The sequence below is a fragment of the Klebsiella sp. KP20-425-1 genome, assembly GCF_025813515.1.
GTDB classification, from domain to species: Bacteria; Pseudomonadota; Gammaproteobacteria; order Enterobacterales; family Enterobacteriaceae; genus Klebsiella; species Klebsiella pneumoniae.
Genome location: NZ_CP109614.1, coordinates 3828136 through 3854841, shown reverse-complemented (window position 1 = coordinate 3854841; position 26706 = coordinate 3828136). Strand labels below are relative to the sequence as shown.

Below are 26706 nucleotides of genomic sequence, written 5' to 3'. Positions count from 1 at the left end.
GCGGCGCCTCCCTTCCTGACAACACGGATTTCCCCGGCGGGTAAATGACCACCCCGCCGGGAGGGATCGCTTCAAAGCGTTGTCTGCTTCTCATTTTTCGCTCATTTATGCGGCAATGTTAGATGTCTGTCAAAATTCTGTTACTGCATAGTTTTAAAATTTTCATTTCAGTTATTTACTTATAAAAGTTTCAAATGTCTTGTTAATGAAATAAATGGTCTGAAATCCAGGTTGCGGCGTAAATGGACTGATGTTTCAAAATAGTGATGATAAAACAGCCGTTATTTGTGATTTAGATCACGATGGAGTGCGAGAGGTGCCGCAGCGTCGTCGATATACCAGCAGACATTTGCCGCAACGTAACTGAAATTAATTTTTCATTTTGTTTCATTCACCGGCGTACCTACAAAATCAAGGATCAACTATGAATATTAAGAAAACGATTGTTGCCTCTTTGTTAGCCTGCATGCTGCCTGCGGTGGTTATGGCAAAAGATGTCTCCATTGGCGTCTCGATGGCGCTGTTTGACGATAACTTCCTGACGATCCTGCGTACCTCGATGCAAAAAGAGATGAAAAAAGATGGCGTTAAATCGCAGATCGAAGACGCGAAAGGGGATGTCTCCCAGCAGCTGCAGCAGGTGCAGAACTTTATCGGCCAGGGGGTGGACGCCATTATCGTCAACCCGGTGGATACCAACGCGGTGAAACCGATCATGGATCAGGCCACCAAAGCCGGGATCCCGCTGGTGTTTGTGAACCGCCGTCCGCAGGCGGAGCTGACCGACAAGATGGCCTATGTGGGATCTGACTCTATTCTCGCCGGCCGTCTGCAGATGGAAGCGCTGGCGAAAGCGATGAACGGTAAGGGCAATGTGGCGATCCTGCTCGGCGACCTGGCGAATGAATCCACTCGCGACCGCACCAAAGGGGTGGAAGAGGTGGTAGCGAAATACCCGAACATCAAAATCGTCCAGAAGCAGACCGCGAAATTTACCCGCAATGACGCAGTGGATGTGGTCAGCAACTGGATGACCAGCGGTGAGGATATCCAGGCCATCGCCTCCAACAACGATGAAATGGCGATCGGCGCCCTGCAGGCGCTGGGCAAAAACCCGAACCATATTCTCATCGCCGGCGTGGATGGCACCCCGGACGCGCTGCAGATGCTGAAGAGCGGCAAGATGATCGCCACCATCTTCCAGGATGCGAAAGGCCAGGGTGAAGGCGCAGTCGACGCGGCCATCAAGCTGGCGAACGGCGAGAAAGTGGAAAAAATCATCGATGTGCCGTATCAGCTGATCACCAAAGAGAACATGGCTGAATTTACCAACCGTAATCAGAAATAGTCCTGGCCAACCTGTGATACGGAGGTGGATGTATGAACGCTTTTGCCCTTGAAGCCGAAGGTATCAGTAAGTTCTTCCCCGGCGTGAAGGCGCTCGATAATGTCTCATTGCGCGTGCGTCCGGGAACGGTGCATGCCCTGATGGGCGAGAACGGCGCCGGTAAATCCACGCTGATGAAATGCCTGATCGGTATCTATCGCCCCGATAAAGGGTCGATTCGCGTGAAAGGGGAGCCGGTGGAGTTTACCGACACCATGGATGCGCTGCGCTCGGGGATCTCGATGATCCACCAGGAGCTCAATCTGGTGCCGCATATGACGGTGGCGGAGAATATCTGGCTGGGGCGCGAGCCGATGAAGTACGGCTTTGTCGACCACGGCCAGCTGACCCGCCAGACCCAGGCGTTGCTGGATAAGCTCAATATCCGCTTAACCGCTGACCGGCTGGTGGGCGACCTGAGCATCGCCGCCCAGCAGATGGTGGAGATTGCCAAAGCGGTTTCATGGAACGCGGATATCGTGATCATGGATGAGCCCACCTCGGCGCTGACCGAAGGCGAGGTGGCTCACCTGTTCACCATCATCCGCGACCTGCGCGCCCAGGGTAAAGCGATCATCTATATCAGCCACAAAATGGATGAGATCTTTGCCATCACCGATGAGATCAGCGTCTTTCGCGACGGCACCTGGGTGGGGAGCAAAAACACCACCGAATTTACCCGGCAGTCGCTGATCACCCAGATGGTGGGCCGCGAATTAACCCAGCTGTTTCCGAAATTTAATAACACCATCGGCGAAGAGGTGCTGACGGTGCGCAACCTGACGCGTCAGGGCGTGTTCCATGACGTCAGCTTTAGCGTACGCCGTGGCGAAATCCTGGGCGTGGCCGGGCTGGTGGGCGCCGGGCGCAGCGAGGTGATGGAAAGCCTGTTCGGTATGGAGCGCTTCGACAGCGGCGAAGTGCTGATCGACGGGGCGCCGGTGACCATCGATTCCCCCTCCGTGGCGATTGAAAAGGGGATGGCATTATTAACCGAAGACCGGAAAAAGTCGGGCCTGTTTCTGGTGCTGTCGGTGCTGGAAAATATGAGTATCGTCAAAATGCCGGAATATATCGGCAAGAGCGGTTTTGTCCAGCACGTGAAAATGGCCGAAGACTGCATGGAGCAAATACGCCGGCTCAATATTAAAACGCCGACGATGGATCAAATTATTAATAACCTCAGCGGGGGGAATCAGCAAAAAGTCCTGATTGCGCGCTGGCTGTTAGCGCAACCGAAAATCTTAATTCTCGATGAGCCGACCCGCGGTATCGACGTCGGGGCGAAGGCGGAGATTTATCATCTGATCAGTGAACTGGCGAATCGGGGGGTGGCGGTGATTATGGTCTCCTCTGAACTGCCGGAAATCCTTGGCATGAGCGATCGGGTCATGGTGATGCATGAAGGTCGTATCACCGGCATCCTGGAAAAAGACGAAGCCGACCAGGAAACCATTTTGTCGTTGGCATCCCATTGAGGCACAGAGAATGAGTAATATGAAATTAACGGCGGCTCCGGCCAGCGAGGGTTCCTCCTTCTTCGCTAATTTGCGGCATAAAATGCCGAAAGATACCGGCATCTTTGTGGTGATGCTGGTGATTGCCCTGACCTTTGAAATCGCCGGCTGGTATGTTCGCGACCAGTCGTTCCTGCTCAATACCAACCGGCTGGTGCTGATTGTGCTGCAGGTGGCGATTATCGGCATCATCGCCGTGGGCGTCACCCAGGTGATCATCACCACCGGGATTGACCTCTCCTCCGGCTCGGTTATTGCCCTTGCGGCGGTGGTGGCGGCCAGCCTGGCGCAAACCTCCGATAGCCTGTCGCCAATGTTCCCGGCGCTGGTCAACCTGCCGGCGGTGATCCCCATTTGCGCGGGGATCGGCGTCGGCCTGCTGTGCGGCCTGACCAACGGTTTCCTGGTGACGCGGACCGGTATCCCGCCGTTTATCGCCACCCTCGGGATGATGGTTTCGGCGCGCGGTCTGGCGCAGTATTACACTCAGGGCAACCCGATCAGCTTCCTCTCCGACAGCTTTACGGCGATAGGCCAGGGGGCGATGCCGGTGATTATCTTCTTCGTGATCGCCGCCGTGTTTCACATTGCGCTGAAGCATACCCGGTATGGCAAATATGTGTATGCCATCGGCGGCAACATGACCTCGGCCAAAGTGTCCGGCATCAATGTGAATAAATATCTGGTGATCGTCTACACCATCGCCGGGGCGCTCTCCGGGCTGGCGGGGGTGGTGCTGGCGGCGCGCGTCAGTAGCGGCCAGTCGAGCATGGGGATGTCCTACGAGCTGGACGCGATTGCCGCCGCGGTGATCGGCGGCAGCAGCTTAATGGGCGGAGTGGGGCGCATTACCGGCACCCTGATTGGCGCGATGATCCTTGGCCTGATCAAAAGCGGTTTTACCTTTGTCGGCGTCGATGCCTATGTGCAGGATATTATTAAAGGCATCATTATCGTTGCGGCAGTAACCATCGATATGCGTCGCAACCGGAAAAAACACTAATCTTATCAACGGGCGGCAACGGCGAAGGATGCCGTTGCCGCCCGTCCTGTCCAGAAATAAACAAAATACTCCCCGCCAGGCTCCGCCTGTCTGTTTTGCCCGCGCTGCGCATCCTGTACAGTTTCGCCACTTCCGTTGTCCATTCGTCAGGGGCCACGCGTGGCCTGCGGTTTCTGGAGTCGTATGAATACACCATCCTTTGGCAAATTCTCGCCGCGCTGGCTAGCGGGAAAAAGGGGCCTTATCGTCACGCTGCTCGCGGGGCTGGCGATCCTGGCGCTCGGTCGGGGCATGAATTTGCCGGCCAGAGAGGTTTACCGTGAGAGGCAGATCCGCCAGCTGGAGGAGGATGCGCAGTGGGTGGCGGAACGCCTTGAGCGGCGGATGAACATTCCGGCGCCGCAGCGGGAAGCGACCTGGCCGCTGGCGGCGATGCGCGCCGCTCTCCAGACCCTCGCCCAGGAGCGGCATTATCAGCTGCTGCTGGTGAATGGCGACGGGCATCTGCTGGCGGCATCGCACGCGCTGCCGGCCAGCGTGCTGGCCCAGGTGCAGGCGCAGTTCCCGCGAGAGATGCAGCCCCCGCTGTTCGGCAGCCACTACCAGACCATTCAGCCATTCGCCCCGCATCAGCGGATGTTAAGCCGGGCGCTGAACGGCAACGCGGGGCTGGCGGGCTGGAATCTGGTGATGCTGGCGCCGGATGGTGGATTGCCCTCGTTGCTGGTGGCTTACCGCTGGCCGGTGACGATCGGCCTTGGCGCGGTGCTCGCCAGCGCGCTGCTGGCGCTGAGGCAGGCGGCGCGCGCCAGGCGAAAACGCTAATTGCCAACCGCGCCGTCAGGGATGGCGAATTTGCAGGGTGGCGGGCAGATAGCGCTGAAGCGGCTCCGGCGCCTGGCCGTCGATCAGCTGGCTGAGCAGATCATAGCAGTGCCAGGCCAGCTGGCGATTATCCTGCTGCACGGTATCAATGCGCAGGGAAAGCGAATCATACAGATAGTGATCGTCGAAGCTGGCGAGATGAATATTGGAATCCAGCAGATGATGCTGGCTCATATAGCGCAGCACCCCTTCGAGCAGCCCGCAGGCCGCGGTGAAGAGCGCCTTCGGCGGACGCCCCAGCCGAGCGCAGAGCGCCGCGAACATCTCATAGCCGGAGCTGGGGTGGTAGTTGCCGTTGATCACCCACTCAGGGCGCAGCGTGATCCCCGCCTGGGCCAGGCCCTGGGTGAACCCCGCCAGCCGGTCGCGCGACGGCGACAGCCGCGGCTGGCCGCCGAGAAACCAGAACTCGTCCGCATGCTGAGGCGCGATACGGGAGATCAGCTCGGCCGTTGGGGTGACCGAGTCGGTCATCACCAGCGGCAGGGCGCTGTCGCTGGGGGAGCGGTCAAACAGCACCACCGGCAGCTGTTCGCTGAGCTTCTGATAGTCGGCATCGCTGTGCATACAAGAGGCGACAATCAGGCCGTCGACCTGGCGGGCGATCATGTTATTGACCACCACGCTCTCCTGGCCAGGGTTTTCGTCGGTGCAGGAGATAAGCAGCTGCACGCCGGCTTCCCGGCAGAGCGTCTCAAGCTCGTGGGAGAAAACGGCAAACCCGTAGTTGGTGATCTCCGGCACCACCAGACCAATGGTATGGCTGCGGTTATCGCGCAGCGAGCGCGCGTGAATGCTCGGCTGATAGTGCTGTTCGCGAGCGATCGCCAGTACGCGCTCGCGCGTCTCCTGCGCCACGCGCAGCTCTTTACCACGACCGTTGAGTACCAGGCTGGCGGTCGCTTTGGAGACGCCCGCCAGTTCGGCGATATCTTTGATAGTTACGCGTTTGGTTTTCATCAGCACCCGGGAGCCTGAAAGCAAAACGCTTATTCTACCATGCATGGCCGCAGCAGCCAGCGGCAGAATGCCACCGGCGTCGCACCGCTGAAAATGAGCTGCCCCGGATAGCCCGGGAAGAAGCGGCTGCTCATCACCCCTTCGCCATCGTTGATGAAAATCTCCACGCTGGAGCGGTCGATAAAGATCCGCAGGCGTCGCGCCTCGCCGCGCCAGTAGCGGTGATGCATCTCCGCCGTCTGCAGGCCGCGGCGCGACAGACGCAGACCGTCGCGATTGACGGTGAGCTGCAGGGCGCCGGCAAAGTCCAGCCCCAGCGTGCTGTCGGGGGAAAGGTCAAAGGCCAGCTCCATCGGGGCGAGGGGCAGGGTCTGCCCGCGCCAGCCCTGGGCTTCCCCGCGCAGGGCGACCAGCTCGCGCAGCGGACGCTGATACAGAGTGCCAGCCTGCCACTCCAGCTCACGCACGCAGGTCATCTGATGGATCCAGCCCTGCGCGCGGGTGGGCTGATGCATCTCGTCCCCGTCGGGGACGCCCATCCAGCCGACCAGCAGGCGGCGGCCATCATCGGCCTGCATGGTCTGCGGCGCGTAGAACTCAAATCCGCTGTCCAGCTCGTGCAGCGGGCCGTGGTCGAAGATCCCGCGTTCGGCGTCGAAGCGGCCTGCCATCCACACCGCCGGATAGGTATTGAGAAAGCGCTGCGCTTCGCGGGCCAGCCCCTGCGGGCAGCAGATCAGCAGGTGGGTGTCCGCCAGCGGAAAGAGATCCGGGCACTCCCACATGTAGCCGGCGTTCGCCAGGCCGTTCACATCGTGCCCGGCGATCTCCCCTACCAGGCGCCACTCCCGCAGGTCGCTGGCGGTAAACAGCAGCACTTTGCCGCGCTGTTGCACATCCTGCGCCCCAAGAACCATGTACCAGCGCCCGTCCTGCCGCCACACTTTAGGGTCGCGCACATGGCCGGTATAGCCTTCTGGCAGCGGCAGCACCGGCCCCAGCTTGCGGAAGGTGCCATCGGCATTCTCGGTCGCCAGACATTGCCAGGCGGTGCGCCCGCCGTCGGGGAATTTCACGTTGCCGGTGTAGCACAGAGTCAGGGCGCCCTCGAACTCGACCGCGCTGCCAGAGTAGCAGCCGTTGCGGTCATACTCTTCATCCGGCATCAGGGCGATAGGTTCGTGCCGCCAGTGCAGCAGATCGGCAGAGCTCCAGTGTCCCCAGCACTTATAGGTATGGTCGCAGGCGAGCGGGTTCCACTGATAAAACAGGTGGTAACGCCCGGCGACCTGGCAAAAGCCGTTAGGATCGTTCAGCAGTCCGTTGACCGGCGCCAGATGCCATTGCGGATAATGGCTGTCGGCCAGCGCCTGCGGCTGGCCCTGCATAACGGCCTGCAGGATCGCAGGCAGACGTGACGGTAATGACATTATTCAGCGTCCGTTTTGTATTTCAGCGTCAGAGAGAGCGCGAAGGCCACGGCGAAGGCGATCGCCATTCCGATAATGTAGTTCAGCAGCGAGCTGGCCTGCACGATAGCCATTCCCGGGATCGCCGTCAGGCCCACCGCGGTCATGTAGACGTGCATCGACACCACCCAGGCGCCGCCGGCGGCACCGCCCACCAGCGCGGCGATGAACGGTTTCACAAAGCGCAGGTTAATCCCGAAGATTGCCGCCTCGGTGATCCCCAGCATCGCCGAAAACGCCGACGGCAGGGTGATGGCTTTTATTTTGGCATCTTTGGTTTTAAACCACACCGCAAAGCAGGCGCCGCCCTGGGCGACGTTGGCCATCGCCCAGATCGGCAGCAGGAAGTTGACGCCAATCGATGGGTTGCCCAGCAGTCCGGCCTCGATGGCATGGAAGCTGTGATGGATACCGGTAATAACGATCACCGAATAGAGGCCGCCGAACAGCAGGCCCGCCAGCCAGCCGGCGTGGCTGATAAGCGTGCTGAGGATAAACGAAATGCCGTCGCCGAGCGCGCGACCGGCCGGGCCGATCAGCAGCAGGGCGATAAAGCCGGAGATAATCACCGTCAGGAACGGAGTGAGGATCAGGTCCAGCGCGTCAGGGATCACGCGGCGCAGCCGCTTCTCGACCATGCTCATAAACCACACCGCCAGCAGCACCGGGAAGACGGTGCCCTGGTAGCCGATCATCGCCACTTCGATGCCGAAGAAATTCATGGTGTGGAAGCCGGCGGCGACGCCCCAGGCGTTGGTCAGCGCCGGATGGGTGAGGATCCCGCCGAGGGTCGCGCCCAGATAGGGGTTACCGCCAAATTCGCGGGCGGCGGTAAAGCCGATCAGGATCGGCAGAATGATAAACGCCGCCGAACTGCACATATCCAGCATGATATAGAGAGCGTTGCTCGGGTCGACCCAACCGTAGGTTTTCACCATCCCCAGCAGGCCCATCAGCAGGCCGGAGGCGACGATGGCCGGAATAATCGGCACGAAGATGTTGGACAGCAGGCGGGCGATGCGCTGGAACGGGTTCAGCTTTTTCGCCGCCAGGTCGGCGGCTTCGGATTTGCTCGATTCGCTGATGCCTGCGGCCTGGATAAAGGCGGCATAGACTTTATTGACCACCCCGGTGCCGAAGATGATCTGCATCTGTCCGGCATTGCGAAAGCAGCCTTTCACCCCGTCGATTTTGCCAATCGCCTGCTGATCGGCGAGCGCGTCGTCGACCAGCACCAGCCGCAGGCGGGTGGCGCAGTGCGCGGCGCTGGCGATATTTTCCTTGCCGCCCAGCAGGGGAAGCAGTGAGCGGGAAATCTGTTCAAAATCCATAGTACCCTCTAAATGCATGATGATATGGCGTGGGCGGCGCCAGCCGTGGCAGGCGCCGCGAACCTTATATTTATGTGTTATTTACCCTGTCGCCCCGGTTGCCGTCAGAACCAGGTCTCCATTTGCATACCGAACGACCATTCGCCGCCCGATTTGAATCCGTTGCTGCCTAACGCGTCATCGTTGGCGTAGTTGTCCAGTTTTTTGCTCCAGTCCATCCACGATGTATAGAAGCGGATCTCCGGCCGCGAGAAGAAGTCGCCGATGCTGCCCACCTTGAAGGTCGGGGCGAAGGTCAGCTTGTAGAAGCTGCCATTGACCGCATGGCGATCGTTGTAGCCTTCAGGCTGCAGATCCATGTACTGATAGCTGCCCTCCCAGGCGAGGGCGAAGTTCTGCGTCACTTCCTGAATCAGACGCAGGTTGAGGGTGGCCCACTGATAGCTGTCGCCATCGACATAACGATCTTTACTGCTCTGCGCCAGCACGGCCGGGGCAATAAACCAGCGATCGCTCAGCGGCGTGGTGCCATAGCTGGCGAAGCGCCAGGTATTGGCCCCCGGGCGCAGCGCGCCGTCGGAGCCGATGCCTTTAACCTCGGCGCCCAGCCCGTGGCCGTACAGCAGGGCCGTTTTGCTGGTCCCGTCGCGCAGGCCATAGAAGCTCTCATTGTGCAGGCCCAGCAGGGCATGAACCCCGGTGTTAGCGGCATCGCCTTTCACCAGATTGCCGTTCGCGTCCTGGCGGTCGTCATTATCTTTCGCCCGCATCCCGCTGACCATCATCTGCACCGGGCCGGCAAAGTTATTCATGCTGACGATATAGTTCTGCACGCTGTTGCTGCTGTCGGCGATATCGCCAAAGTTGCGGCCGTATAACGAGAAGTTGCTGCGCAGGCTGTCGTTCCATTTCACGTCGTAGATCCCGCCGCCGGTCCCGGCGAGGAACACCACATCCGAGTCAATCCAGTGGATGTCGAAGTTGTCGCGGTCAAAGCGTTTCCCGGCCCACAGGGTCGAGCCTTTGAACGGGCCTTCGAAGGTCGGCAGATTGCCCAGCTCGACGAACGCCTGGCGCACGTTCAGATCGCTGCTGCTTGCCGTCCAGTCGTTATAGGTGGTCTGTCCGTCGGCCACCATCACTTTGAAACGGGTGGTCGCCCCGTTGTCCAGGGTCTGTTTATGTTCGAGGTTCATTTCCACATAGGTGTCGGCCTGGTTGCCCAGGCGACCAATGGCGCCGCCGGTCTCCCCGGCGGGGGTCATATAAGCGCCGGATTTGGTACTGGCGGCCGAGTCGTTCATGATCACCCCGGAACGCGCATAGCCGTGGAACTCAAAACCGCCGGGCCGTTCGGCTTTTTCTTCCAGTTGAGTGGTGCGCCTGGCCACCTGCTGGGTGGTGGCCTGGGTTTGCTGCTGCTGCTGGGTTAACTGCTGAACTTTCTGCTCCGCTGAGGCGGCGCGGCTTTCGGCAGTGCTGGCGCGGGTCTCGGCATCCTGCAGGCGTTTTTCCAGGGCGGCGAGACGCGCTTCAATGCTGTTCAGGTCTGTCTGCCCATGGGCGGCGGCGGTGCCGGTTAGCAAAGCAATAAGAATGGCTAACTTCCGTTTTTTATACATGTTGGTGACATCCAAAGGTAAATCAGTGAGTGTGCTAATGTTTGCTAAACCGGTTTAGTTGATATGGTAAACATGTCGGTAACGCGGTGAAAATAAAAATTGCTAAACCGGTTTAAGAATTGTGATGTCGCCAGCAAAGTGGGCCGTTAACCGGCCCAAGGGGATCACAGCGAGCGCTGAAGATCGTCCCTGTAGGGCAGGGCGGTCATGGCGCCTTTGGCGGTGGTGGCCAGCGCGCCGCAGGTTTGCGCCAGCGCGAGGTCGGGAGCCAGGGCTGCGAGGTTGTCCGGGATACCGTGGGCGGCGAGGCCGGCGAGTAGCCCGGCGACAAAGGCATCGCCGGCGCCGGTGGTATCGACGGCCACCACCGGGCGGGCAGGGAAGTGGCTAACCTGCCCGCGCAGGGCGGCCTGGACCCCCGCTTTACCCTGGGTCACCAGCAGTAGCGTCGGCTGGAAGCGGGCGTTCAGCCGGGCGATGCCGCTGACGATGTCGTCGCTGCCGCTGATAAACGCCAGCTCCTCTTCCGAAAGTTTTATGGCGTCGGCGAGGGCCAGCGCCCGGTCGAGACAGTCGCGAAGGTCCTGCGGATCCTGCCACAGGTCGCTGCGGATATTGGGGTCGAAGCTGACATAGCCCCCGGCGCGCTTTATCGCCTCCATCGCCGCGAATGTCGTGCTGCGGCTCGGCTCCGCGCTGAGAGCGATGGAGCAGACGTGCAGCCACTGACCGGCGGCAAACGGCGGGAGATCCTCGGGCTGAAGGAACAGGTCGGCGCTCGGACGGACCATAAAGGTAAAGGTGCGCTCCCCGTGGCTATCGAGATCGACCACCACCGTGGAGGTGCGCTGCGCCGCATCGAGGCGCATATAGTTCACATCCACTTGCTCCTGCGCCAGGGTGTGACGCATAAAACGGCCGAAGGGATCGTCGCCGACGCGGCCGATAAACCCGCTGTCACCGCCGAGCCGCGCCACGCCGACCGCCACGTTGGCCGGCGCGCCGCCGGGGCATTGCAGCAGGCGGCCCTCGCCATCGGGCAGGAGATCGACGACCGCATCGCCGAGTACCCAGATTTTTCCATTCATACGACAAGCTCCTCTAAGCTAAACTTTATTAAACCGGTTTAGCTCATTAAAGCACAGCCCACCGGTAAGCGGAACGATTGGGTCACGAAACAGGGAGGCGAGGGTAAAAAATGTGAGCCAGGCGGAATATTTCGCCACTCCAGATCTGGACTTTTCCTTCCCCACCCGCTTAGGTATAGTTCACCAGGTCGCGGTTAGCCCCGCCGCGGTGGCCAAAGGTAAAGGAGTGCGTAGCGCGATGAACCCCAGTTTTGGCGATATTTACGATCGGTACCAGAAGCTGACGCTGACTACGCATCTGCCGGCGGTGATCGCCTGCAGTGAAACGCTGAGTTTGGGCAAAGACCAGGGCTTTATTCCGCAGCCGGGCTATCTCTACTTTCTGCTGCAGGGGCAAATGACATTGGCCTTTGGCGATGAGCAGAACCTGGTCGGGATTGTTATCGCGCATATGCCGTTAGGATTACTGGAACATTATTGTCCGTCGGTCGCGCTCTATTATCAGTGTCTGGGCGAGTGCCAGCTGGCGAAAATAGCCGCCAGCGATTTTGAGCGAATATTCTTTCATTCGTCGCCGGGCTATATGCAAGAGCTGACCACGATCCTGGCCTATATGGGCATATTTGCCCTTGACGCCCACTATGAACGCGGCAGCCAGACCAGCTTTCAGACCATTAAATCGATGCTGTCGCGCTATTTATATCGCGGCGAAATTGATGGGGGTCAGCATGAGAGCCTGTCGGCATTTATTATTAAACGAACCAATCTCTCGCGCAGCTATGTGTACCAGGTGCTGGCCGCGCTGCGCGAGGGGGGATATATCACGGTGAAAAAAGGCAAGCTGATCTCCATCGACCGTCATATTCCTGAGAAATTCTAAATCCGATTCGGCAGATTCACGCCATCACGTTGCTATTACCGCCAGGGAAAGCGCTAAGCGCGCTTTTTCCCCCGGCCCCGTTACGCCTGAATCTGGCTGTTTTATTTATTTAACCTTGCACTCTGGAGTTATTTTATGACCCTGGACTATGTGGCGCTGGCCATTCTGATCGCCGTGGCCTTAATACTTTTTTATGGCGTGATTGTTATTCACGATATTCCTTATGAAATCGCCAAAGAGCGGCGTCATCCTCATCAGGATGCGATTCATTATGCCGGTTGGGTCAGCTTATTTACCCTCCACGCGCTGTGGCCCTTGTTATGGATCTGGGCGACGCTGTGGCGCGAAGACCGCGGATGGGGGATGCGCCACATTGCCGACGAGCAGCAGGCGCTGCATCAGCGTCTGGAAACGGTGGTCCAGCAGCTGGAACAGGTCCAGCGCGAGGTGGACGTTCTGAAAGCGAAGGAGGCAAAATAATGGAAACGTTAATGTTGCTGACCTACGCCGCGCTATGCATCGTGGTGTTTAAAGTTTTTCGCATCCCGCTCAATAAGTGGACCGTACCGACGGCGGTGCTCGGCGGTATCGCCCTGATTGGCGCGGTGATCTTCGGGATGAACTACAACTTCCCTTATACCGACGTCGGTAACCAGGTGTTTCGCACCGTGCCGATTGTGTCGCAGGTACGCGGCCGGGTGCAGAGCGTACCGGTGAAGCCTAACCAGATGCTGCATAAGGGCGATGTGCTGTTTACCCTCGACCCGACGCCCTTCCAGGCGAAAGTGGACGATCTGCAGGCGCAGATAAAAGCAGCCAGTCAGGATGCGCTCTCCTTAAACGCGGCGTTAAGCCAGGCGCAGGCCGAGCTGAGCCGTGCGGTGGCCCAGCGCGACCAGTCGCGGCGGGAGTATGCCCGCTATCGGGAGGGCCATGCCCAGGGCGCCTTCTCCGATCAAATGGTTGATACCCGTCTGCAGACGTGGAAAGCCGATGAAGCCAGCGTCAGCGCGGCTCAGGCAAAGGTGGTTCAGGCGCGTAATGCGCTGGACTCGGTGGTGAAGGGCAAAAACACCACCGTGGCCTCCCTGCTGGCGCAGCTGCAAAAGGCGCAGTTTCAGCTGGAGAACACCGTCGTCCGCGCCCCGGAGGATGGCTATGTCAGTACCGTCGGCTTACGGCCGGGCACCATGTCCACTGCGCTGGGGATGATCCCGCTGATGACCTTTGTGCCGGTGGAGGGCGCCGCCTCGCGGGAGTACGTCGCGGCATTTCGCCAGAACGCCCTGCAGCGTCTGCACAAAGGCGAGCCCGCGGAGCTGATGTTTCCGGCTATCCCGGGCACCGTCTTTCGCGGAGAAGTGGCCGACGTGCTGCCGGCGATTGGCGAGAGCCAGTTCCAGGGGCAGGGCAAACTGCTGACCACAGACGCGCTCAATACCCATGGCCGGGCGCTGGTGGTGCTGAAGGTGACCGATCCGCGTTTTGCCGAATACGCTCTGCCGCAGGGGGCCACCCTCGAGGCGGCGGTCTACTCGGATCACCTGAAAGAGCTGTCGCTGATCAGGAAGATCCTGATCCGCATGAAAAGCTGGGAAAACTATATCTATCTCGATCACTAAGCCGGCGGGCGCGGGGCGGACGAACCGCCCCGCGCCGCGGTCAGGCCTCGCTGTCCACCAGGCCGTCAATAATCACCTGCCGCACCCCCTGCGAACAGGGTTCAATACGCCCGCGCACCCCATAGACGGCCGCCAGAGTCTCGGGGGTGATGACCGCGGCCGGGGTGCCGTCGCCGAGCAGCTGGCCCGCCTTGAGCATCAGCACGTGGTCGGCGTGACGCAGGGCAATATTGATGTCGTGCACCACCACCAGGGTCACGATGTTGCGCCGCCGGGTCTCCCGGCGCACCAGATCCATCACGTGAAACTGGTAGTTGAGGTCAAGGGCGCTGAGCGGTTCGTCGAGCAGCAGCAGGCGCGGCTGGCGGATCAGCGACTGGGCGAGACCCACCAGCTGCTTTTGCCCGCCGGAGAGCTGATCGAGGTAGCTCATCGCCAGATGGGCAATCCCCAGCTGTCGCAGCAGCGCCATCACCTCCTCCTGGCGCTGCGGACTGTGGCGTCCTCCGGCGGCGCGCTGGGCAACGATTATCGACTCCAGCACATGCAGATGCACGCCGGCGGGCAGCGTCTGCGGAAGATAGACCACCTGCTCTGCGCGACGTGAGAACGGCTGCGTCAGCAGATTTTCCCCCTCCAGCAGCAGCTCGCCGCGGCAGGGGCCCAGACCCGCCATCGCCCGCATTAACGTTGATTTACCGCTGCCGTTTGGCCCCAGCAGCGCGGTGATTTTCCCTCGCGGCAGATGGGGAACCGTCAGGTTCTCGATCACCTTGCGTCTGGGGTAGCCGGCGCTGAAGTGAGACAGCGACAGCCCGGATAATGTCTGGTCGCTCATACCTGCCCCCGATGACGTAAAATGATGCTCAAAAAGAACGGGACCCCGACCAGGGAAGTGACGATCCCCACCGGAATAATGGCCCCGGGGATCAGGTTTTTCGAGGCGATGGAGGCCAGGGAGAGCACCAGGGCGCCGATCAGCGCGCTGGCGGGCAGGTAAAAGCGATGGTCTTCGCCGAAGAGCATCCGCGCAATATGCGGCGCCACCAGGCCGATAAAGCCGATTGGCCCGACAAAGGCCACCGAAAGCGCTGACAGGATGCTGATCCGCAGCAGCGTGGTCAGGCGCAGACGGCGAACGTTAATGCCAAAGCTGATGGCCCGGTCCTCGCCCAACCGCAGGGCGGTCAGCTTCCACGCGCTGCGCAGCGACAGGGGCATCACCAGCGCCAGGGCGACCAGCAGGATGGCGACTTTGCTCCAGGAGGCGCGATCGATGCTGCCCATGGTCCAGAACACCAGCCCCTGCAGCGTGTCTTCGTTGGCGATGAACTGCAGCATCGAGACCAGAGCGTTAAAGGTAAAGACCAGCGCGATGCCGAACAGAATGACGCCGGAGGTGGCCACCTGGGTCCAGCGGGTGATGCCGTCCAGCAGCAGGGCCGCCAGCAGGGCGAAGATAAAGGCGTTGGCCGAGATAAACCACTGGCCGGGAATACCGGGCAGACCAATACCCAGCACAATCGCCAGCGCGGCGCCAAACGCCGCAGCCGAGGAGACGCCGAGGGTAAACGGGCTGGCCAGCGGGTTATTGAGGATGGTCTGCATTTCGGCGCCGGCCAGTCCCAGCGCCAGACCGACGATAATCGCCATCACCGCATAGGGCAGGCGGATATCCCAGACGATGGCGCGCGTGCCCGGATCGGCGCTGGCCGGATCGGTTAACGTCTGCCACAGGTTCTGCAGCGGCAGACCGGAGGGGCCGAGCATAAAATCGAGCAGCAGTGACGCGACAATCAACAGCGCCAGCAGGAGGATCAGCAGCAGACGGCGACGCACGATACGGCGATAGTCATCCATCACGCCAGAGGTCCCGGCGGGCAGCCCGTCGAGCACGGAGTCGGAGGTTAAACGCATGCTGTATTTACTCGCTCTGCTGCCAGGAGAAGACGAACGGCTGGTCCGGCAGGTCGGTGAAATGGCGCACGATATAATGGTACGTCTCATCCGGGTTGAGATCGCCGAAGGCCTGCGGGTAGATATCTTTCGCCAGGTATTCCATGCCGACAATATTCCACGGGTGGTTATAGAAGTGGTGATAAACGCCATAGGCCCGCTTTTCCTGTACCGCCGGGATCTGGCTGACCCCAGGTCGCGCCAGCAGCGTCTGCGCCTGGGCCTTCACCGCCTCTGGCTTAACCGCATAACCCAGGGGCAACACCTGGCTGTTGCCGCGCTTCGAGCCGGTCATGATCCAGGCGTCGGGCTTCATGCTGATGATTTTCTCCAGCGAAACGAACCCGGAGGCGCCCGGCAGCAGCTGCGAACCGATATTGTTCGCCCCGACCGCCTCCACCAGCCCGCCCCAGCCGCTGTGGCCGTGGGTAAAGCAGCAGGCGTCGCTGTTGCCGGCCAGCGCTTCCACGAAGACGTTGGCCTTCGGCGTGATGGTCGCGGTCTTCTGGCGAATCGACTGCAGCTGCTGACGATAGTAATCGGTAAAGGCTTTGGCCTGGCTCTCGCGGTTAAGGACTTTGCCCAGCAGGTCGATGCTGGGGGCGGTATCTTTCGCCGGGGCGATCTCATAGTCGACAAACAGCACCGGAACGTGCAGGGCGCTGAGCTTGTCGATGACGCCGCTCTCCATCAGCGCTGGCCTGGCGCGCAGCTGGGCGATCATCAGATCCGGCTGACGGGCGATGACGCTTTCAAGATCGACGTTCCCTTTATCGCTGAAGCCCATGTCAAGGATCGTGGCCGACTGGGGCCACGTCGTTTTCAGCATCTGCCAGGTGGCAACATCCTGCTTTTTCGCCAGATTATTCCATGCCACCAGCCGTTTAAACGGATTGTCCCGGTCCAGCAGGGCGAGGGTCATAATGTCGCGGCCATCCTGCAAAATAATACGCTGCGGCTCTTTGGCGAGGGTGACCTGCCGGCCGTCGAGGTCCGTGACCGTCAGGGGATATTGGGTTGCATAGCTGAGGAGGGGCGTCGCGAGCAGCGCAGTAAGTAACAGCGATCTTACTGATTTTCTTGCCATAAAATGAGTTCCGTTTGCCAATTTATAAATATAATGATTCTGAGAATTATTCTCGAGTAAACGTCAACGGCAAGTATATCAAGGGCAAATTTCATAAAATGTAACAAACATGTTGGAAATTATGCCAACGCCGACAGGGCGCGCGCGGCGGCAGCATTTTCTGCCATGGCTGGAGGTCGAAGACGTTTTTCAGGCTAATTCCTAATGTCATCCCCGGTTCGTTGTGCCATCCTGAATGCGACTCATAACACGACACGTGAGAGAGGATATTATGAAAAAAGCAATGATTGCGTTATCGGCTATTCTGGTTGCGGCTCCGGTTTTTGCTGCGACAACACATGCAACAGATGATACCGTCGCGGCGGCGAATGCCAACGCCAACACCGCTAAAGAGAAGCTGCATCAGGCCCAGCACGAGGGCGAAGAGCAGCAGCTGAAGGCGAAACACGCCGCCGAAGGCAAGCAGGACAGCGTCGGCAGCCAGGTGAGCGAAGGCGCGCAGAAAACCTGGAACAAGACCAAAGAAGGCACCGAGAAGGGGTGGGATAAGACCAAAGAGGTCAGTGAAAAAGGCTGGAATGCCACCAAATCCGGTGCGGAAAAGGGCTGGGATAAAACCAAAACCGGCGCCGAAGAATTAAAAAATAAAGTGACTGAATAAGTCCTTTAACCTGTCTGAATAAAGGTCGCGAAAGCGGCCTTTTTTATTGCCCCGCCATCAGCACAACCTCTTCCCGACTGCCGATGCCAGGAATCGTCCTGGTTAACCAGTTACTCACTCTTTCTTCACATTTGCCCGGTACAAAGGAGCTGAATCAGGAGGTGTACCATGAAAAAGATGATTTCTCTGGCAGTAATTTTATCCTGTGTGCTGAGCGTCCCGGCCTTTGCCGATGGCCCGAACGACGGCCATCGTCCGGGGCAACCCACGGTGTGGCAGAACGGTCCGGACCATGACGGGCATGCACCGCAGGGCGGACCTGACGCGCATCATCAGGGCGACCATGACCAGCGTGGCCCGGATCGCGACGGCCATGACAAACGCGATCTGGCACGTCATGAGCAGGACCATTTCGCCTGGCGCGGGAACGATTTCCGCAAAGGCCACCCGGCTCCGGCGCCGTTCCGTGGCGATGAATATCGCGTCCGCGACTGGAGCGACCGCGGCCTGCCGCCCCCGCCGGAAGGCCATCACTGGTCCTATATCGACGGTAACTATGTGCTGATCGCCGCGGCGACCGGGATCATCACCTCGATTCTGGTGAGCGGCGCCCTCGGCCACTAAATGCGCTGCTCCGCGACGCCGGGTCAGGAAAAGCCTGATCCGGCGATGGCGCACTCGCGGAAAGCTACGGATCCAGCGCAGCATCCGGCCAGTATTTATAACCATTGATCGTTGCCTGGGTGGACAGTTCTTTTTCGGTCAGATGATAAACGTTGACCTTCGAGGGCAGGGAGGCGGTATCTGACGCCACGCCGCTGGTGGAGGCGGCGATCGGCGCGCTGCAGCCCGCCAGCGTGACGATAGCGAGAAGGAAAAGCCTCTGTAATTGTCTGCCCGTTTATTTTATATAACGCTGGATGTGGCCGTGCAGGGTAGGGTAAATAACGGGAAATTCTCAAAAAAATAAACTTTTATTTTTTAATTGCACTATTTTTATTATTCATTGCGCTGTGGTGAGTGGATTATTAAATAAGATGCGTCCATTCCAGGTATTAGAAATGCTGCTTGCATAAACTTTTCATCGCGATACCGTGATAAGTCCTTAATTTATTTCCCGGAGAGCGGCATGAGTGATTATGTAATTCCAGAAATTAAAGCGACGGAAGCGGAAATGATTTCTATCCGTCATTATTTACATGCCAATCCGGAATTAAGTCTTGAAGAGTTTAATACCAGCGAACTGGTCGCCAGCAAGCTGACGGAGTGGGGCTATCAGGTGACGCGCGGTCTCGGCAAGACCGGCGTGGTCGGCAGCCTGAGCAAAGGCGATTCTCCGCGCACCATCGGTTTACGCGCCGATATGGATGCCCTGCCGATCGAGGAAACCACCGGTTTACCCTGGGCCAGCACGGCGCCAGGAAAAATGCACGCCTGCGGCCATGACGGTCACACCACCATTCTGCTGGCGGCGGCGAAATATATCGCCTCGCCGGCCTGTCAGTTCAACGGCACGGTGCATCTGATTTTTCAGCCGGCGGAAGAGGCTATCGGCGGCGCGGATTTAATGATTAAAGACGGCCTGTTCGAGCAGTTCCCCTGCGAACGCATCTTTGGCTTGCACAACATGCCAGGCCTGCCTGTAGGCAAGCTGGGCTTCTACGCCGGCAACTTCATGGCCTCGGCGGACACCGTCAAAATCACGATTACCGGCTACGGCGGCCACGGCGCCCACCCCGAGCGCACCGTCGACCCGATCGTCGCCGGTGCGGCGCTGGTGATGGCCCTGCAGAGCATCGTGGCGCGCAACGTGCCGCCGGGGGAAACGGCAGTGGTCAGCGTCGGCACCTTCCAGGCCGGTATCGCCTCCAACGTCATTCCGGAGAGCGCGGTGATGGAGCTGAGCGTGCGGGCGATGAAGCCGGAAATCCGCGACCTGCTGATCAAGCGTATTCACGAGCTCGCTGACTTTACCGCCAAAAGCTATGGCGCCAGCAGCGTAGTGGAGGTTTACGACTCCTATCCGGTATTAACCAACAGTCCTGAAGAGACCGATTTCGCCCGGGCGCTGGCGCTGGAGGTGTTTGGCCGCGAAGGGGTCCTGGAGTCGGTCTCGCCGATGAACGCCAGCGAGGATTTCGCTTTTATGCTGCGCGAACGCCCGGGCAGCTACTTCCTGCTCGGCAATGGCGAGAAAGGGGAGAAGGGCGGTTGCATGGTGCACAACCCCGGCTACGACTTTAACGATGACATTATCACCATCGGCGCGACGCTGTTCGCCCGTCTGGTGGAAAAACACTGTCGCTAATCTCTGGAGAAGAACGCGAATGAAAAAATCACTGTTGCTATGGCTGGCATTAATGGCGTCGACGTCGGCGCTGGCCGAAGGGGGAAAGGAGATCCGCTTCGGCGTCGACCCGACTTTCGCGCCGTTTGAATGGAAAGATCCGCAGGGCAAGCTGGCGGGGTTTGATATCGATTTAGGCAACGCCATTTGTCAGCAGCTGCAGGCGAAATGCGTGTGGGTGGAAAGCAATTTCGACGGCATTATCCCGGCGCTGAAGGCGCGTAAATTCGACGCGATCCTTTCCGGGATGTATATGACCGAGAAGCGCAAAGCGCAGATTGCCTTTAGCGACAAGTTGTATAACGGGCCGGTGTTCCTCGTGGCGCGTAAAAATACCCTGCAAGGCAATACGCCGGAACAGCTGAAGGGCAAAACCATCGGCGTGGAGCAGGGCTCGGCGCAGGAGACGTATGTTAACCAGCACTGGCGGCCGCAGGGGATAAACATTGTGGCCTACCAGGGGGCCGATAGCGTGGTGCGTGACCTGGAGTCGGGGCGCATCGACGGCGCGGTGCTCTCCGGGATGATGGCCGACTACAGCTTCCTGCAGCAGCCGCAGGGTAAAGAATTCGCCTTTGTCGGCGGCCATCTGCAGGACGATACGCTGTTTGGCGCCGGGGCGGCGATAGGTTTGCGTAAAGACGATGAGGCGCTGCGTCAGGAAATTAACGGCGCGATTGCGAAGATTCTTGCCGACGGCACCTATAAAAAATTAGCTGGCAAATATTTTAGCTTTGATGTTTATTCCGGGACATAATGTCAGAGTGTACCTGCGGGCGTGGAGCGCCCGCCGTAAGATTCCTTTTCTGATTATCCAATCGACCTCCTCTCCTGACCCCTGTGGTTACCTGAGGGAAGCAGAATATAAGCTAAGGAGTACTCGGCATGATGACACGTCCTTTGGGCAAAACCGGATTTTCCATCGCCCCATTAGTCTTTGGCGGCAACGTCTTTGGCTGGACCATCGATGAAAAAACCAGTTTTGCTCTTCTTGATGCTTTCGTTGACCACGGTTTTGACGCTATCGATACGGCGGATGTTTATTCCCGCTGGGCGGAGGGCAACCAGGGCGGCGAATCTGAAACCATAATCGGCCGCTGGCTACAGGCGCGCCCCGGCATGCGTGATAAAGTCAAAATTTTCACCAAAGTCGGCTCCGATCTCGGCCTCCCCGGCCATAAAGGGCTCAGCAAAGCCTGGATCCAACAGGCGGTTGACGACTCTCTGCGTCGCCTGAATACCGATTATATCGACCTCTACTTCTCCCACTGGCCGGATCCGCAAACCCCGGTGGCGGAAACGCTGGAGGCCTTCCACAGCCTGCAGCAGGCCGGAAAAATCCGCGCGATGGGGGCCTCTAACCTCGATGCGATGCAACTGGCGGGGGCGCTGGAGGTGGCGCGTAAGGGCGGCTTGCCTGCGTGGCAGGTGCTGCAGCCGGAATATAACCTCTACCACCGCTCTGCGTTTGAAGGCGCGCTGTGCGATCTCTGCGTCAGCCGCGATATCGGGGTGGTGACCTACTACAGCCTGGCCTCGGGGTTCTTAACCGGTAAGTACCGCCAGCCGTCGGATCTGACACAGAGTCAGCGCGGAAGCGGGATTGGTAAGTACCTGAATCCGCGCGGGATGCGGATTATCGATACCCTGGCGGCGGTCGCGGACGAGCAGGGCGCGAAGCCGGCTGAGGTGGCCCTGGCGTGGCTGATCGGCCGCGAAGGGGTGACCGCGCCGATCGCCAGTGCCACCAGCGTGGCTCAGGTGGAGAGTTTTGCCCGCGCGGCGGCGCTGAGCCTGAGCGCGGAGCAAGTGGCGCGGCTGGACGGCGCCAGCGCCTGAGGCAATCCCTCTTCCCGGCGGGGAGAGGGGGGAAGGCTAAACATGACGCGGACCGTAGGCCGGGTAAGGCGCCAGCCGCCACCCGGCAATAAAGCGGCTCCGTGCCTGATGGCATCGCCCGGTGGCGCTGCGCTTACCGGGCCTACGAGGTGTGATCCTGTGAGAGGCTCCTGTAGGCCGGGTAAGGCGCCAGCCGCCACCCGGCAATAAAGCGGCTCCGTGTCTGATAGCATCGCCCGGTGGCGCTGCGCTTACCGGGCCTGCGAGGTGTGAGCCTGTGAGAGGCCCCGGTAGGCCGGGTAAGGCGCAGCCGTCACCCGGCGAAATGACGGGTGCGGTGCCTGAAAGCGTGCCCGGCGGCGCCCTACTATTCCTGATGGCGGGTGACGTTGAGGATCTTCGCGCTGGCGCCGACCGGGAAATTGCTGAGGGCGCCGAAATCGCTGCCCTGATAGCCCATGATCTTGCCGTCAGTGCGCATCTGCTGCAGATCGATGAGGATCACCCCCAGCGTGGGGATGATTTTCTCCCGCCAGACGAACAGATAGAGATCCTCAGCCACCTGCACATAGTGGCAGCGATCGACATCCGCCAGCCCCTTTTCCACACCGTCCAGACACTGCCAGGCGTAAAAATTGTCGTTGAGATAGATGTGCTCATAGCGCTCGGTCGGGCTGTAGGTGTACTGATTGCGCATGCCAATGAGCGCATCGGTAAAGCCCGGCAGCGGCCCCGGCTGGGTATCCAGGCGGGCGAAGACAAATCGCTCCTCAACCGCGGTCAGCGGCAACCCTTGCTCTACCCGGCTGAAGGCGTCCAGCCGCGCGGCGGCTTCGTCCGGTAGCTGGCCGTATACCAGCGTGGCATTGCGCTGCGTCAGGTTGCATACCGCGCTAATGCTGGCGTTATCCCGCTCCGGGTCAAGGAAGTCGATAAACAGAATGTCCGGGCGCAGGGCGGTCGCCCGCCAGGGGGCGCGCTTGCCGTTCCAGCTTAGCGTCTGCTCATCTTCGATAACCAGCTGTTGCGGCTCGCTCCCGGCGACATAAAAGGTAAAGTTTTCGCCTGCGGGCAGGCTGGCGGTAGCCAGCAGGTTACCGTGCGGCGCAAAACCATCGGCCAGCGCGCCGACCTGGATAAATACGGCTTCTGAAGTCATAGGGGCTCCTGAACAGAGTAGGGCGTTAGGCAAACGCCAGAGTGGGAACATCGACGATACTGGCCCCGCCGTCGGCGACCAGCGTAGCGCCGCTGATGATGGCGGCCTGCGGAGAGCAGAGAAACTGACAGGCCTGGGCTATCTCCTCGGGGCTGGCGGGGCGGCGCAGCGGAACATCGCGACAGACCCGCTGATAAGCCTCAGCCAGCGACAGCCCTTCCGCCTGCATCAGCGGGTGCATCTCTTCATCCGCCATCGGCGTCGTGACCCAGCCGGGACAGACGGCGTTAGCGCGTACCCCCTGGGGGCCATAATCGCGGGCGACGGAGCGCATCAGGCCGATTAAAGCGTGTTTGGCGGTGACGTAGCCGCAGGCCTGCGGCCCGGCGGCCAGAGAGGCGATGGAGGCGACAAACAGCACATTGCCGCGGCGGGCAATCAGCGAAGGCAGACAGGCGCGAACGCTGGCGAAGGCGCTGGTGAGATTGCCGTCCAGCGCCTCGCGCCATTGGCGGTCGCTGGTCTCGGCGGCGGGGCTGTTGCCCATCCCGCCGGCGCTGCAGATGAGGACATCAATCCCGCCGGTCTGGTCGAGGATCGCCGGTAGCAGCCGCTGGCGCCACACCTCGCCGTCGGCGGCATCGCCCACCAGCGCCGTGGCGCCGGTCTCATTGGCGACAGCCTGCAGCGGCGCTTCGCGCCGTCCGGTAATAAACACCCGGTCGCCCGCGGCGCGCATCAGCCGCGCGCAGGCGGCGCCAATTCCGGTTCCACCGCCGGTTATCACCACGACTCTCGCCATCCGCACTCTCCTGTAATGGGGTTTCCGATTACCTTAAAAAGCGCGTCAGGTCCCGGCTATCGCCCGGAAGAACGATAGCCGTGGTGGTTAATGGATCTCGCTCACAGGGATCGCCTGCGGCGCAGGCACCGGCTTCATGGTGGCGGGGTCGACCGCCAGATAGCGCCCGGTTTTGCTATCGATACCGACGTAGTCGATCATTTTGCCCTGCGCTTTGGTAACCATGGTGCGCTTAGCAAATGCCTCGTAGGCCTCGCTCATGGCTTTGACCCGATCGGGATGTTCGGCCGCGACATCATGCGTCTCCAGCGGGTCGTCGTGCAGATTAAACAGCTGCCACGGCGCGTCGCCGGCGGTGAGGCCGCGCGGCACCAGCCGTCGCAGCTTCCATTCGCCATCGACCCAGGCCGCCTGATGATGCAGTTCAACCCCGTAGTTGCCGCGCGGCGGCTCCTGTACTTCGCCGGTGAGATAGCGCTTAAAGCTGACGCCGATCATCGGCAACACCGGCTTCTTCGCCAGCGACTTGTTCGGATCGATGCCGGCGAACTCATATAGCGTCGGCGCCACGTCATACACCGCCATCGTCGAGGCGTCGATTTTACCGTGGCGGGTGATCCCGGGACCGGAGATCATAAAGTCGGTATTGATGCCGCCCTGGGCGCTGGTGGTTTTGTGATAATTGGCGTAGGGGGCGTTGCTGACGTTGGCCCAGTGCGGGCCGTAGGAGATAAATGATCCTTTGCGGCCGACGTTGTCATAGCTGTTATCGAACTGCTTCCAGAATTCCGGGGTAGATTCGTAGTAGAAACCCTGCGCCGGGTTGGCGCCGTTATCGGTTAAAAAGACCAGCAGGGTATTTTTATCGCGCCCGGTTTGTTTCAGCGTCTCCATCAGGGTGCCGATTTGCGCGTCCATATTGGCGATCATCGCCGCATACACCTGCATCACTTTCGCCGTATATTTCTGCTGCTCTGGCGTTAGCGCCTCCCACTCTTTATCCAGCTCGAGATGCGGCAGCGGGGTATCGTCATGGATAATTCCCAGCGCTTTCAGGCGGGCGATGCGCTGGCGATAGACCTCGGCGTAACCCTGCTCATACTGGCCTTTGAAGCGCTTAATCCACTCGTCCGGCGCCTGCAGGGGATCATGAGGGGCGGTGAAGGCCAGCCAGGCGAAGACCGGCTGTTCCTTCGGCGTCGCTTTAATCCAGCTGTTCATCTGGCGGGCGTAGGCTTCGCTGGAGTAAAAATCATCCGGTAGGGAGACGCGCTCGCCGTCGCGGGTGTAGTAGGTGTGGAAGGCTTCAACGGTCCCCAGCGGTATCGCGTCGTTAAAGTGGCTGGTGCCGCCGCCCATAAAGGCGAAGGCGTGATTAAAGCCGCGATCTTTCGGCGTGGCGCCGGGAACAAAACCGAGGTGCCATTTACCGGCCATCAGGGTGTTATACCCCGCGTCTTTAAAGCGCTCGGCCATGGTGGTGACGCGGTCGGTCAGCCGCAGCTCGTAGCCCTCCTTGCCAATGGTGCTGTCGTACCACCACATGCCGCCCATCCCAGCCTGCTGGTTACTGTTGCCGGTGAGCAGCATTGAGCGCGCCGGGGCCGACATCGGCGAGGTGTAATACTGGCTCATGCGCATTCCCTGCTCGGCCATCGCCTGCAGATTGGGGGTGGGGATCTCGCCGCCAAAGGGGCTGATGTCCGAGTAGCCCATATCATCGGCGATAATCACGATGACGTTTGGACGCTCCTGCTGCGCGGCGTGCGCGCCACCGGCGAGGATCATGCTGACCGCCGCGGCCATGGCTTTTTTGTTCACGACTTACTCTCCTGTTCAGAGGGGGATATCATCAGGGTAAGGCGCTACGCAGTATGCGCAGTCCCAACAAACGCGGCCCGCCAGGCCTTCAGGCCATTAAGGTCGCGGGAAAAGGGGCGTACTGGCGCGAGGATGTCGCTAAAGAAGCGGTAGTAGCCTCCGCAGAGGCGGTTGTTGCCTGCGGCGTTGAGATGCGCCGGGCAGCCGCCCTGGCAGACCATTTTTACCGAGCAAGTCTGGCATTCGCGGCGCAGACTTTTCTGCTGACCGAACGGCAGTTGCACCGAGGCGTCGACCGCGGCGGCGAGCGTCTGCTCATCGAGGCGGCCCAGCCGATGTTCGGCGTTGATCAGGTGGTCGCAGGCGTAGAGCTGTCCGTCGGGCTCCATCACCAGGTTGCTGCCGCAGCGGGCGCTGTGCACGCAGCTGCCGCTGGTATGAGTGAAATACTGCGCCCACGCCTGTTCGATATTGATAACGAACACCCGCCCCCTATCGCAGCGCTTCCGCCACTGTCGCCAGATGCCGACCATAAAACGTCCCCAGTTATCGGCGCTGAGCTGGTATCCTTCGCGCAGGGCCGCGCCTTCGCTCATCAGCGGCTGAAACTGCAGATAGCGCGCGCCGAGGCTGACCAGCCGGTCATAAATCGCCGCCGCGTGGGCCGCCATCTCGTTATGCACCACCACCAGCAGATTAAAGTCCACCTGATGCTGATGGAGCAGGTCAATGCCGCGCAGCGCCGCCGACCAGGTCGACCGGCCGCGTTTATCCGGACGATGGTAGTCCTGCAGCGCTTCGTTGCCTTCGAGGCTCAACCCGATAATAAAGCCATGTTCGCGGAACAGTCGGCACCATGCGTCGTTGATCAGCGTCCCGTTGGTCTGCAGGCTGTTGCTGATAGTCACGCCGTCGGGGGCATAGCGTGCCTGCAGGGCGAGCGCTTTTTTGTAGAAGCTCAGGCCGGCCAGCAGCGGCTCGCCCCCCTGCCAGACAAAGTTGATTTCCCGCGCGCCGGCGGGCTGGGCGGCAATATAGCGGCGGATAAACTGCTCCAGCCGCGCGTCATCCATCTTGTTGACCGGCGTTTCGTCCTGCGGGTAATAGCAATAGCGGCAGGCGAGATTGCAGGCGGGGCCAATCGGCTTCATCAGAATATGAAACGGCACTGGCGAGCGCGGCTCAGCGGCCAGCGGAATTTGCTGCTGGCGCAGGGCGGCGATATTCAGCATCGGCTTATCCTCGGTTAATGACCGGTACTGTTGATATT

General features: G+C 60.1%; 25 protein-coding genes and 1 pseudogene. 13 read left to right on the top strand and 13 right to left on the bottom strand.

Annotated elements, in window-relative coordinates; all coding sequences use genetic code 11:
* Positions 1-424 precede the first annotated feature (424 nt).
* The 4 genes and pseudogenes from OHJ17_RS18945 to OHJ17_RS18930 all read left to right on the top strand — a co-directional run bounded on the left by OHJ17_RS18945 (position 425) and on the right by OHJ17_RS18930 (position 4700).
* On the top strand, positions 425-1348 hold the full coding sequence (locus OHJ17_RS18945) for a sugar ABC transporter substrate-binding protein (protein WP_002892597.1): 924 nt from the start codon (positions 425-427) through the stop codon (positions 1346-1348).
* Positions 1349-1380: 32 nt separating this feature from the next.
* On the top strand, positions 1381-2865 hold the full coding sequence (locus OHJ17_RS18940; protein ID WP_004142660.1) for a sugar ABC transporter ATP-binding protein: 1485 nt from the start codon (positions 1381-1383) through the stop codon (positions 2863-2865).
* Positions 2866-2884: 19 nt separating this feature from the next.
* Positions 2885-3907 (top strand): ABC transporter permease, encoded by a 1023-nt coding sequence (locus OHJ17_RS18935; RefSeq protein WP_004152946.1) that lies wholly within the window; start codon positions 2885-2887, stop codon positions 3905-3907.
* Positions 3908-4090: 183 nt separating this feature from the next.
* A pseudogene (locus tag OHJ17_RS18930) lies at positions 4091-4700 on the top strand (hypothetical protein).
* Between the two features lie 47 nt (positions 4701-4747).
* On the opposite strand, the gene OHJ17_RS18925 reads toward OHJ17_RS18930, so the two are convergent.
* The 5 genes from OHJ17_RS18925 to OHJ17_RS18905 all read right to left on the bottom strand — a co-directional run bounded on the left by OHJ17_RS18925 (position 4748) and on the right by OHJ17_RS18905 (position 11262).
* Positions 4748-5758, bottom strand: a complete 1011-nt coding sequence (locus OHJ17_RS18925) for a LacI family DNA-binding transcriptional regulator (RefSeq protein WP_014907957.1) — start codon at positions 5756-5758, stop codon at positions 4748-4750.
* Positions 5759-5781: 23 nt separating this feature from the next.
* Positions 5782-7182: a sucrose-6-phosphate hydrolase gene (locus tag OHJ17_RS18920; protein ID WP_004183252.1), complete on the bottom strand. Its 1401-nt coding sequence runs from the start codon at positions 7180-7182 to the stop codon at positions 5782-5784.
* The gene (locus tag OHJ17_RS18915) at positions 7182-8552 is read right to left on the bottom strand and encodes a sucrose-specific PTS transporter subunit IIBC (RefSeq protein WP_002892640.1); all 1371 of its coding nucleotides are present in this window, start codon (positions 8550-8552) and stop codon (positions 7182-7184) included. The genes OHJ17_RS18920 and OHJ17_RS18915 overlap by 1 nt, the downstream gene beginning before the upstream one ends.
* A gap of 104 nt (positions 8553-8656) precedes the next feature.
* On the bottom strand, positions 8657-10174 hold the full coding sequence (locus tag OHJ17_RS18910; RefSeq protein WP_004147437.1) for a carbohydrate porin: 1518 nt from the start codon (positions 10172-10174) through the stop codon (positions 8657-8659).
* A gap of 164 nt (positions 10175-10338) precedes the next feature.
* Positions 10339-11262, bottom strand: a complete 924-nt coding sequence (locus OHJ17_RS18905) for an aminoimidazole riboside kinase (protein ID WP_004142652.1) — start codon at positions 11260-11262, stop codon at positions 10339-10341.
* Between the two features lie 238 nt (positions 11263-11500).
* Here OHJ17_RS18905 and OHJ17_RS18900 point away from each other — a divergent pair, with 238 nt between their 5' ends.
* The 3 genes from OHJ17_RS18900 to OHJ17_RS18890 all read left to right on the top strand — a co-directional run bounded on the left by OHJ17_RS18900 (position 11501) and on the right by OHJ17_RS18890 (position 13764).
* A complete protein-coding gene (locus OHJ17_RS18900; protein ID WP_025983197.1) occupies positions 11501-12142 on the top strand; it encodes a helix-turn-helix domain-containing protein in 642 nt (213 codons plus the stop codon).
* Between the two features lie 135 nt (positions 12143-12277).
* Positions 12278-12622, top strand: coding sequence for a DUF3302 domain-containing protein (locus OHJ17_RS18895; protein WP_002892695.1), 345 nt, complete (start codon positions 12278-12280; stop codon positions 12620-12622).
* The gene (locus OHJ17_RS18890; protein ID WP_002892697.1) at positions 12622-13764 is read left to right on the top strand and encodes an HlyD family secretion protein; all 1143 of its coding nucleotides are present in this window, start codon (positions 12622-12624) and stop codon (positions 13762-13764) included. The genes OHJ17_RS18895 and OHJ17_RS18890 overlap by 1 nt, the downstream gene beginning before the upstream one ends.
* Positions 13765-13804: 40 nt before the next feature.
* Here the strand turns inward: OHJ17_RS18890 and OHJ17_RS18885 are convergent, their stop codons facing one another.
* The 3 genes from OHJ17_RS18885 to OHJ17_RS18875 form a co-directional block, all read right to left on the bottom strand.
* A complete protein-coding gene (locus tag OHJ17_RS18885; RefSeq protein ID WP_002892698.1) occupies positions 13805-14602 on the bottom strand; it encodes an ABC transporter ATP-binding protein in 798 nt (265 codons plus the stop codon).
* Positions 14599-15627, bottom strand: coding sequence for a FecCD family ABC transporter permease (locus tag OHJ17_RS18880; RefSeq protein WP_072196910.1), 1029 nt, complete (start codon positions 15625-15627; stop codon positions 14599-14601). The genes OHJ17_RS18885 and OHJ17_RS18880 overlap by 4 nt, the downstream gene beginning before the upstream one ends.
* Before the next feature lie 61 nt (positions 15628-15688).
* A complete protein-coding gene (locus OHJ17_RS18875) occupies positions 15689-16807 on the bottom strand; it encodes an ABC transporter substrate-binding protein (RefSeq protein ID WP_004151804.1) in 1119 nt (372 codons plus the stop codon).
* 271 nt (positions 16808-17078) lie between these two features.
* Here OHJ17_RS18875 and OHJ17_RS18870 point away from each other — a divergent pair, with 271 nt between their 5' ends.
* Positions 17079-17468: a hypothetical protein gene (locus tag OHJ17_RS18870; RefSeq protein ID WP_002892699.1), complete on the top strand. Its 390-nt coding sequence runs from the start codon at positions 17079-17081 to the stop codon at positions 17466-17468.
* Between the two features lie 168 nt (positions 17469-17636).
* The gene (locus tag OHJ17_RS18865; RefSeq protein WP_002892701.1) at positions 17637-18092 is read left to right on the top strand and encodes an RcnB family protein; all 456 of its coding nucleotides are present in this window, start codon (positions 17637-17639) and stop codon (positions 18090-18092) included.
* Between the two features lie 64 nt (positions 18093-18156).
* Here OHJ17_RS18865 and OHJ17_RS18860 read toward each other — a convergent pair whose 3' ends face one another.
* On the bottom strand, positions 18157-18282 hold the full coding sequence (locus tag OHJ17_RS18860) for a hypothetical protein (protein WP_019705351.1): 126 nt from the start codon (positions 18280-18282) through the stop codon (positions 18157-18159).
* On the opposite strand from OHJ17_RS18860, the gene OHJ17_RS18855 reads away from it, so the two are divergent.
* The 4 genes from OHJ17_RS18855 (at position 18245) to OHJ17_RS18840 (ending at position 21654) form a co-directional block, all read left to right on the top strand.
* Positions 18245-18382, top strand: a complete 138-nt coding sequence (locus tag OHJ17_RS18855) for a hypothetical protein (RefSeq protein WP_032409074.1) — start codon at positions 18245-18247, stop codon at positions 18380-18382. The genes OHJ17_RS18860 and OHJ17_RS18855 overlap by 38 nt on opposite strands.
* Positions 18383-18597: 215 nt before the next feature.
* Positions 18598-19776 (top strand): M20 aminoacylase family protein, encoded by a 1179-nt coding sequence (locus OHJ17_RS18850; RefSeq protein ID WP_004176999.1) that lies wholly within the window; start codon positions 18598-18600, stop codon positions 19774-19776.
* 19 nt (positions 19777-19795) lie between these two features.
* On the top strand, positions 19796-20572 hold the full coding sequence (locus OHJ17_RS18845) for an ABC transporter substrate-binding protein (protein WP_002892707.1): 777 nt from the start codon (positions 19796-19798) through the stop codon (positions 20570-20572).
* Between the two features lie 128 nt (positions 20573-20700).
* Positions 20701-21654: an aldo/keto reductase gene (locus OHJ17_RS18840; RefSeq protein ID WP_004147443.1), complete on the top strand. Its 954-nt coding sequence runs from the start codon at positions 20701-20703 to the stop codon at positions 21652-21654.
* A 367-nt stretch (positions 21655-22021) separates the two neighbouring features.
* On the opposite strand, the gene OHJ17_RS18835 is transcribed toward OHJ17_RS18840, so the two are convergent.
* The 4 genes from OHJ17_RS18835 to OHJ17_RS18820 all read right to left on the bottom strand — a co-directional run bounded on the left by OHJ17_RS18835 (position 22022) and on the right by OHJ17_RS18820 (position 26668).
* Entirely contained in the window at positions 22022-22813 is a 792-nt protein-coding gene (locus OHJ17_RS18835) for a MoaF C-terminal domain-containing protein (protein ID WP_032432747.1), read from the bottom strand.
* A gap of 25 nt (positions 22814-22838) precedes the next feature.
* Positions 22839-23615: an SDR family NAD(P)-dependent oxidoreductase gene (locus OHJ17_RS18830; RefSeq protein ID WP_020948109.1), complete on the bottom strand. Its 777-nt coding sequence runs from the start codon at positions 23613-23615 to the stop codon at positions 22839-22841.
* A gap of 87 nt (positions 23616-23702) precedes the next feature.
* Positions 23703-25436 (bottom strand): arylsulfatase, encoded by a 1734-nt coding sequence (locus OHJ17_RS18825; RefSeq protein WP_032432748.1) that lies wholly within the window; start codon positions 25434-25436, stop codon positions 23703-23705.
* Between the two features lie 44 nt (positions 25437-25480).
* Positions 25481-26668 (bottom strand): anaerobic sulfatase maturase, encoded by a 1188-nt coding sequence (locus OHJ17_RS18820; RefSeq protein WP_009308086.1) that lies wholly within the window; start codon positions 26666-26668, stop codon positions 25481-25483.
* Positions 26669-26706 lie beyond the last annotated feature (38 nt).

Coding starts and splice junctions, on each gene's coding strand:
- OHJ17_RS18945 (WP_002892597.1), top strand. CDS start 425: ATGAATATTAAGAAAACGATTGTTGCCTCTTTGTTAGCCTGCATGCTG.
- OHJ17_RS18940 (WP_004142660.1), top strand. CDS start 1,381: ATGAACGCTTTTGCCCTTGAAGCCGAAGGTATCAGTAAGTTCTTCCCC.
- OHJ17_RS18935 (WP_004152946.1), top strand. CDS start 2,885: ATGAAATTAACGGCGGCTCCGGCCAGCGAGGGTTCCTCCTTCTTCGCT.
- OHJ17_RS18920 (WP_004183252.1), bottom strand. CDS start 7,182: ATGTCATTACCGTCACGTCTGCCTGCGATCCTGCAGGCCGTTATGCAG.
- OHJ17_RS18915 (WP_002892640.1), bottom strand. CDS start 8,552: ATGGATTTTGAACAGATTTCCCGCTCACTGCTTCCCCTGCTGGGCGGC.
- OHJ17_RS18910 (WP_004147437.1), bottom strand. CDS start 10,174: ATGTATAAAAAACGGAAGTTAGCCATTCTTATTGCTTTGCTAACCGGC.
- OHJ17_RS18905 (WP_004142652.1), bottom strand. CDS start 11,262: ATGAATGGAAAAATCTGGGTACTCGGCGATGCGGTCGTCGATCTCCTG.
- OHJ17_RS18900 (WP_025983197.1), top strand. CDS start 11,501: ATGAACCCCAGTTTTGGCGATATTTACGATCGGTACCAGAAGCTGACG.
- OHJ17_RS18895 (WP_002892695.1), top strand. CDS start 12,278: ATGACCCTGGACTATGTGGCGCTGGCCATTCTGATCGCCGTGGCCTTA.
- OHJ17_RS18890 (WP_002892697.1), top strand. CDS start 12,622: ATGGAAACGTTAATGTTGCTGACCTACGCCGCGCTATGCATCGTGGTG.
- OHJ17_RS18885 (WP_002892698.1), bottom strand. CDS start 14,602: ATGAGCGACCAGACATTATCCGGGCTGTCGCTGTCTCACTTCAGCGCC.
- OHJ17_RS18875 (WP_004151804.1), bottom strand. CDS start 16,807: ATGGCAAGAAAATCAGTAAGATCGCTGTTACTTACTGCGCTGCTCGCG.
- OHJ17_RS18870 (WP_002892699.1), top strand. CDS start 17,079: ATGAAAAAAGCAATGATTGCGTTATCGGCTATTCTGGTTGCGGCTCCG.
- OHJ17_RS18865 (WP_002892701.1), top strand. CDS start 17,637: ATGAAAAAGATGATTTCTCTGGCAGTAATTTTATCCTGTGTGCTGAGC.
- OHJ17_RS18850 (WP_004176999.1), top strand. CDS start 18,598: ATGAGTGATTATGTAATTCCAGAAATTAAAGCGACGGAAGCGGAAATG.
- OHJ17_RS18845 (WP_002892707.1), top strand. CDS start 19,796: ATGAAAAAATCACTGTTGCTATGGCTGGCATTAATGGCGTCGACGTCG.
- OHJ17_RS18840 (WP_004147443.1), top strand. CDS start 20,701: ATGATGACACGTCCTTTGGGCAAAACCGGATTTTCCATCGCCCCATTA.
- OHJ17_RS18835 (WP_032432747.1), bottom strand. CDS start 22,813: ATGACTTCAGAAGCCGTATTTATCCAGGTCGGCGCGCTGGCCGATGGT.
- OHJ17_RS18830 (WP_020948109.1), bottom strand. CDS start 23,615: ATGGCGAGAGTCGTGGTGATAACCGGCGGTGGAACCGGAATTGGCGCC.
- OHJ17_RS18820 (WP_009308086.1), bottom strand. CDS start 26,668: ATGCTGAATATCGCCGCCCTGCGCCAGCAGCAAATTCCGCTGGCCGCT.